General features: G+C 70.3%; 3 protein-coding genes and 1 pseudogene. All 4 read left to right on the top strand.

Annotation, left to right across the window (positions count from 1 at the left end; genetic code table 11):
• The coding region (gene mfd / locus VMD50_RS18835; RefSeq protein ID WP_325429520.1) for a transcription-repair coupling factor at window positions 1-3,313 on the top strand (3,313 nt) is incomplete at its 5' end.
• Window positions 3,310-4,359, top strand: a complete 1,050-nt coding sequence (locus VMD50_RS18830) for a nucleoside triphosphate pyrophosphohydrolase (RefSeq protein WP_325429518.1) — start codon at window positions 3,310-3,312, stop codon at window positions 4,357-4,359. The genes mfd and VMD50_RS18830, both read left to right, overlap by 4 nt.
• Before the next feature lie 290 nt (window positions 4,360-4,649).
• On the top strand, window positions 4,650-5,375 hold the full coding sequence (locus VMD50_RS18825) for a lytic transglycosylase domain-containing protein (RefSeq protein WP_325429522.1): 726 nt from the start codon (window positions 4,650-4,652) through the stop codon (window positions 5,373-5,375).
• 45 nt (window positions 5,376-5,420) lie between these two features.
• Window positions 5,421-5,866: pseudogene (locus tag VMD50_RS18820) on the top strand (phosphopyruvate hydratase); the annotation flags it as partial.

Raw genomic sequence — 5,866 nt, 5'->3', positions numbered from 1 at the left:
CGACTCGCGCCTGGGCCCGCCGCTGCAAGTGGTGGTGACGGCGGTGCGTTCGCTGCTGCAGCCGATGACGCCGCGCCTGGGCGACGTGGAGCCGGTCACCCTCGGCGTCGGCCGGGAGATCGCCTTCGAGGACGTCATCGCCCGGCTGGTCGAACTGGCCTATACCCGGGTGGACATGGTCGGCCGGCGCGGTGAGTTCGCCGTGCGCGGCGGCATCCTCGACGTCTTCCCGCCGACTGCCGAACACCCGGTGCGTGTCGAGTTCTGGGGCGACGAGGTCAGCGAGATGCGGATGTTCTCGGTCGCCGATCAGCGCTCCATTCCGGAGATCGACGTCGACACGGTCATCGCGGTGGCGTGCCGCGAGCTGTTATTGAGCGACGACGTGCGGGAACGGGCCGCCGCCCTTGCCGCCCGCCACTCCGGGCCCGAGCCCGCCATCACCGGCAGCGTCACCGACATGCTGGCCAAGTTGGCCGAGGGCATCGCTGTCGACGGCATGGAGGCGCTGCGCTCGGTGCTGCAGCCCGCAGAAAATGGGGCACACGTGCTGCTGACCGACCAACTGGCTGCCGGCACACCCGTGCTGCTGTGTGACCCCGAAAAGGTGCGCACCCGGGCCGCCGACCTGATCAAGACTGGCAGCGAATTCCTCGAGGCGTCGTGGTCCGTCGCTGCGCTCGGCACCGACGCACCTGTCGACGTCGCGCAGTTCGGCGGATCGGGGTTCGCCGAACTGGACGACGTGCGGGCCGCGGCGGCCCGCGCCGGCCACCCGTGGTGGACGCTGAGCCAGCTCTCCGACGAGTCGGCCGTGGAGCTGGATGTCCGCACGGCGCCGTCGGCCCGCGGGCATCAGCACGATATCGACGGCATCTTCGCGATGCTGCGCGCCCACGTCGCCACCGGCGGGCACGCCGCGGTCGTCGCGCCCGGCACCGGGACCGCGCATCGGGTCGTCGAGCGGCTCGCCGAGTCCGACACCCCCGCCGCCATGCTGGAACCGGGCGCGACGCCAAGGCCCGGGGTGGTCGGCGTGCTCAAGGGCCCGCTGCACGACGGCCTGGTGATTCCCGGCGCGAACCTGGTGATCATCACCGAGACGGACCTGACCGGCAACCGGGCCACGACCGCCGAGGGCAAGCGGCTGGCGGCCAAGCGGCGCAACACCGTCGACCCGCTCGCGCTGACGGCCGGCGATCTCGTGGTGCACGACCAGCACGGCATCGGGCGGTTCGTGGAGATGGTCGAGCGCACAGTCGGCGGCGCCCGCCGCGAGTACCTGGTCCTCGAGTACGCGTCGAGTAAGAACCGGGGTGGCGGCGCTAGGAACACCGACAAGCTGTACGTCCCGATGGACTCCTTGGACCAGCTGTCCCGGTACGTCGGCGGGCAGGCGCCGGCGCTGAGCAGGCTCGGCGGCAGCGACTGGGCCAACACCAAGACCAAGGCGCGCCGCGCGGTGCGGGAGATCGCCGGCGAGCTGGTGTCGCTGTACGCCAAAAGGCAGTCCAGCCCCGGGCACGCGTTCGGGCCGGACACCCCCTGGCAGGCCGAGATGGAAGACGCGTTCGGCTTCACCGAGACCGTCGACCAGCTCACGGCGATCCAAGAGGTCAAGGCCGACATGGAGAAGCCGGTGCCGATGGACCGCGTGGTCTGCGGCGACGTCGGCTACGGCAAGACCGAGATCGCGGTGCGGGCGGCGTTCAAGGCGGTCCAGGACAGCAAGCAGGTCGCCGTGCTGGTGCCCACCACCCTGCTCGCCGACCAGCACCTGCAGACGTTCAGCGAGCGGATGACGGATTTCCCGATCACCGTCAAGGGGCTGTCCCGGTTCACCGACACCGCCGAGTCCCGCGCCGTGATCGACGGCCTGGCCGACGGGACCGTCGACATCGTGATCGGCACCCACCGGCTGCTGCAGACCGGCGTGCGCTGGAAGGACCTGGGCCTGGTCGTCGTCGACGAGGAGCAGCGGTTCGGGGTCGAGCACAAGGAGCACATCAAGTCGCTGCGCACCCACGTCGACGTGCTGACCATGAGCGCCACCCCGATCCCCCGCACCCTGGAGATGAGCCTGGCCGGCATCCGCGAAATGTCGACCATCCTGACCCCGCCCGAGGAGCGTTACCCGGTGCTGACCTACGTCGGCCCGCACGACGACAAGCAGGTCGCGGCCGCCTTGCGGCGCGAGCTGCTGCGCGACGGCCAGGCGTTCTACGTGCACAACCGGGTCAGCTCCATCGACCGGGCCGCGGCCCGGGTGCGCGAGCTGGTGCCCGAGGCGCGGGTCGTCGTCGCGCACGGCCAGATGCCCGAGGAGCGGCTCGAACGCACCGTGCAGGGATTCTGGAACCGCGAATACGACATCCTGGTGTGCACCACGATCGTGGAGACCGGGCTGGACATCTCCAACGCCAACACCCTGATCGTCGAGCGCGCTGACACCTTCGGCCTGTCCCAGCTGCACCAGTTGCGCGGCCGGGTAGGCCGCAGCCGCGAGCGCGGCTACGCCTACTTCCTCTATCCGCCGCACGTGCCGCTGACCGAGGCGGCCTACGACCGGCTGGCGACCATCGCGCAGAACAACGAGCTGGGCGCGGGCATGGCGGTCGCGCTGAAGGACCTCGAGATCCGCGGCGCCGGCAACGTGTTGGGCGTCGAGCAGTCCGGGCACGTGGCCGGCGTCGGGTTCGACCTGTATGTGCGGTTGGTGGGGGAGGCCGTCGAGGCGTACCGGGCGGCGGCGGACGGCCAGACGGTCACCACGCCCGAGGAGCCCAAGGACGTGCGGATCGATCTGCCGGTGGATGCGCACCTGCCGCCGGACTACATCGCCAGCGACCGCCTCCGGCTGGAGGGCTACCGGCGGCTGGCCGCCGCTTCGGACGACGACGCCGTCGCCGCCGTCGTGGACGAGCTCGTCGACCGTTACGGGGCGCTGCCCGAGCCCGCCGAGCGACTGATCGCCGTGGCGAGGTTGCGGCTGCTGTGCCGGGACGCCGGCATCACCGAGGTGTCGGCCCCGTCGGCGGCGACCGTGCGGCTTTCGCCGGTGGCGCTGCTGGATTCGGCGCAGGTGCGGCTCAAGCGGATGTACCCGACGGCGCACTACCGCGCCACCACGTCCACGGTCCAGGTGCCCATTCCGCGGGCGGGCGGGGCCGGCGCGCCGCGCATGCGCGACGTCGAACTGCTGCAGATGGTGGCCAACCTGGTGACGGCACTGCAGGGAAAACCACAGATAGAGATTGGTATAACGGGTTCACAGCCGGCACGAACGTCGGGGGAGGAGCGACAAGCGCGATGATCGTCGTCTTGTTCGACCCCCGCCGCCCGTCGCTGGTGCCGGTCGAGGCCATCGAACACCTCGCCGGTGAGGTGCAATACACCGAGGAGATGCCGGTCGCGGTGCCCTGGTCGCTGCCGGCCGCGCGGCCGGTGCACTCCGGCGACCCCGATGCTCCAGCCCCGGTGTTGCTCTCCTCCGATCCCGACCACCCCGCCGTGGCCGCCCGGCTGGCGGCCGGGGCCCGGCTGATCTCGGCGCCGGACAGCCCGCGCGGCGAGCGCCTGGTCGACGCCGTGGCGTTGATGGACATGTTGCGCACCGCGGGGCCGTGGGAAAGCGAGCAGACCCACGACTCGTTGCGCAGGTTCCTGCTCGAGGAGACCTACGAGCTGCTGGACGCCGTGCGCAGCGGCAACGCCGACCAACTGCGCGAAGAGCTCGGCGACGTGTTGTTGCAGGTTCTCTTCCACGCCCGCATCGCCGAGGACGCGCCGCAGTCTGCGTTCACCATCGACGATGTCGCGGCCACCTTGATGCGTAAGCTGGGCAATCGCGTCCCCGGAGTCCTTGCCGGGCAATCGATTTCGCTTGAGGAACAGTTGGCGCAATGGGAAGAGCGCAAGGCCGCCGAAAAGACGCGAAACTCGGTGATGGACGACGTCCACACCGGTCAACCGGCACTGGCTCTGGCGCAGAAGGTGATTCAGCGCGCCGAGAAGGCGGGTCTGCCCGCCGACCTCATTCCGGTCGAGATGACCTCGGTCTCCGTGTCGGCCGACGTCGATGCGGAAAGCGCCCTTCGCGCGGCGGTTTTGGAGTTCGTGGACACGGTCCGCGGCGTGGAGAGGGCGATCGCGGCCGCGCGCCGCGGCGACGACGTTCCCGTCGAGCTCGATGTGGCCCAGCTGGGCGAGATCGCCGAGGAGGAGTGGCGCACGCACTGGCCTTCCGGTGAATCGCCCGCCGAGGACGCGGCCGGCGAGCCGCTGGCCGCGGAACAGCCGTACGACGCCGCCTCCAAGGCCTCCGGCGGGGGCTCCAAGAAGCGCCGGGGCCGCAAATAGAGATGCGATCCGGAGCTGGGCCAATGTGCGGAACAGCGATGAGCGCGTAGTTTGCCGCTCATGTCGTCGCCCGCCGGGTAATGTTGCGGGTGAGGTGCGAATCCAGTCCATCGGTGTTGTCCGGAGTTTGCTAGCCACAATTGCCGGCAGCTAACGCCCGCCGAGGCACACTCGGGCGCGGTGACGGCGCGCTCGGAACCGGAATCGACCGGCTCGCCCCGAAACCCGTGGGACGATGGTCGTGGCCGGAGTTCGTACCGGGAAGTAGTAGGGGAGCTTAGAAGGGCATGGTGTCGCCGAGGCGTTGGTTGCGTGCGGCCGCCGTGATCGGCGCGACCGCCATGCTTCTCGCGTCCAGCTGCACCTGGCAGCTCAGCCTGTTCATCCCCGAAGGCGTCCCGCCGCCGGTCGGGGATCCGGTGCCGCCGGTGGACACTCACGTCAGCGGTCGGCCCGCGGATCAATTACGCCAGTGGGCCGAGCAACGGTCGGCGGCATTGGAGATTCCGGTCATCGCGCTGGAGGCCTACGCGTACGCCGCCCGGGTCGCCGAGGTCGAGAACCCGAAGTGCCACATCGCCTGGACCACGCTGGCGGGCATCGGGCAGGTCGAGAGCCACCACGGCACCTACCGGGGGGCGACGCTGTCACCGAACGGGGATGTGAGTCCGCCCATTCGCGGCGTTCGGCTCGACGGCAGCGGGGGCACCCTGCGCATCGTCGACGAGGAGGGCGCCGACGGCCAGGCGGGGGTGGTGCGCGCGATGGGGCCGATGCAGTTCATTCCGGAGACATGGCGGCTGTACGGGGTGGACGCCCACAACGACGGCCGGGTCAGCCCGGACAACATCGACGATGCGGCGCTGGCGGCGGCGGGCTACCTGTGTTGGCGTGGAAAGGATCTCGGGACCCCGCGCGGATGGATCACCGCGCTGCGGGCCTACAACAACTCCGGCGTTTACGCGCGGGCGGTGCGGGACTGGGCGACCGCCTATGCGGCGGGTCACCCGCTGTAGCAGGATGTATCGCTGACCGACGCTTTACGACGCAAGGAGAACCCAGTGCCGATTATCGAGCAGGTCGGGGCCCGCGAGATCCTCGACTCCCGCGGCAACCCGACGGTCGAGGTCGAGGTGGCTCTGATCGACGGAACGTTCGCCCGCGCAGCGGTGCCGTCCGGCGCGTCGACCGGGGAGCACGAGGCCGTCGAGCTCCGCGATGGCGGCGATCGCTACGGCGGCAAGGGCGTCCAGAAGGCCGTGCAGGCCGTGCTGGACGAGATCGGTCCGGCGGTGATCGGGCTCAACGCCGACGACCAGCGACTGGTGGACCAGGCGCTGGTGGACCTCGACGGCACTCCCGACAAGTCCCGACTGGGCGGCAACGCGATCCTGGGCGTCTCACTGGCGGTCGCCAAGGCGGCCGCCGATTCGGCCGAGTTGCCGCTGTTCCGCTACCTCGGCGGGCCCAACGCGCACATCCTGCCCGTGCCGATGATGAACATCCT

Source organism: Mycobacterium sp., assembly GCF_035506235.1.
Lineage (GTDB): Bacteria > Actinomycetota > Actinomycetes > Mycobacteriales > Mycobacteriaceae > Mycobacterium.
Note: the sequence above shows the minus strand (reverse complement) of the source record. Positions and strands in the feature narration are given on the sequence as shown.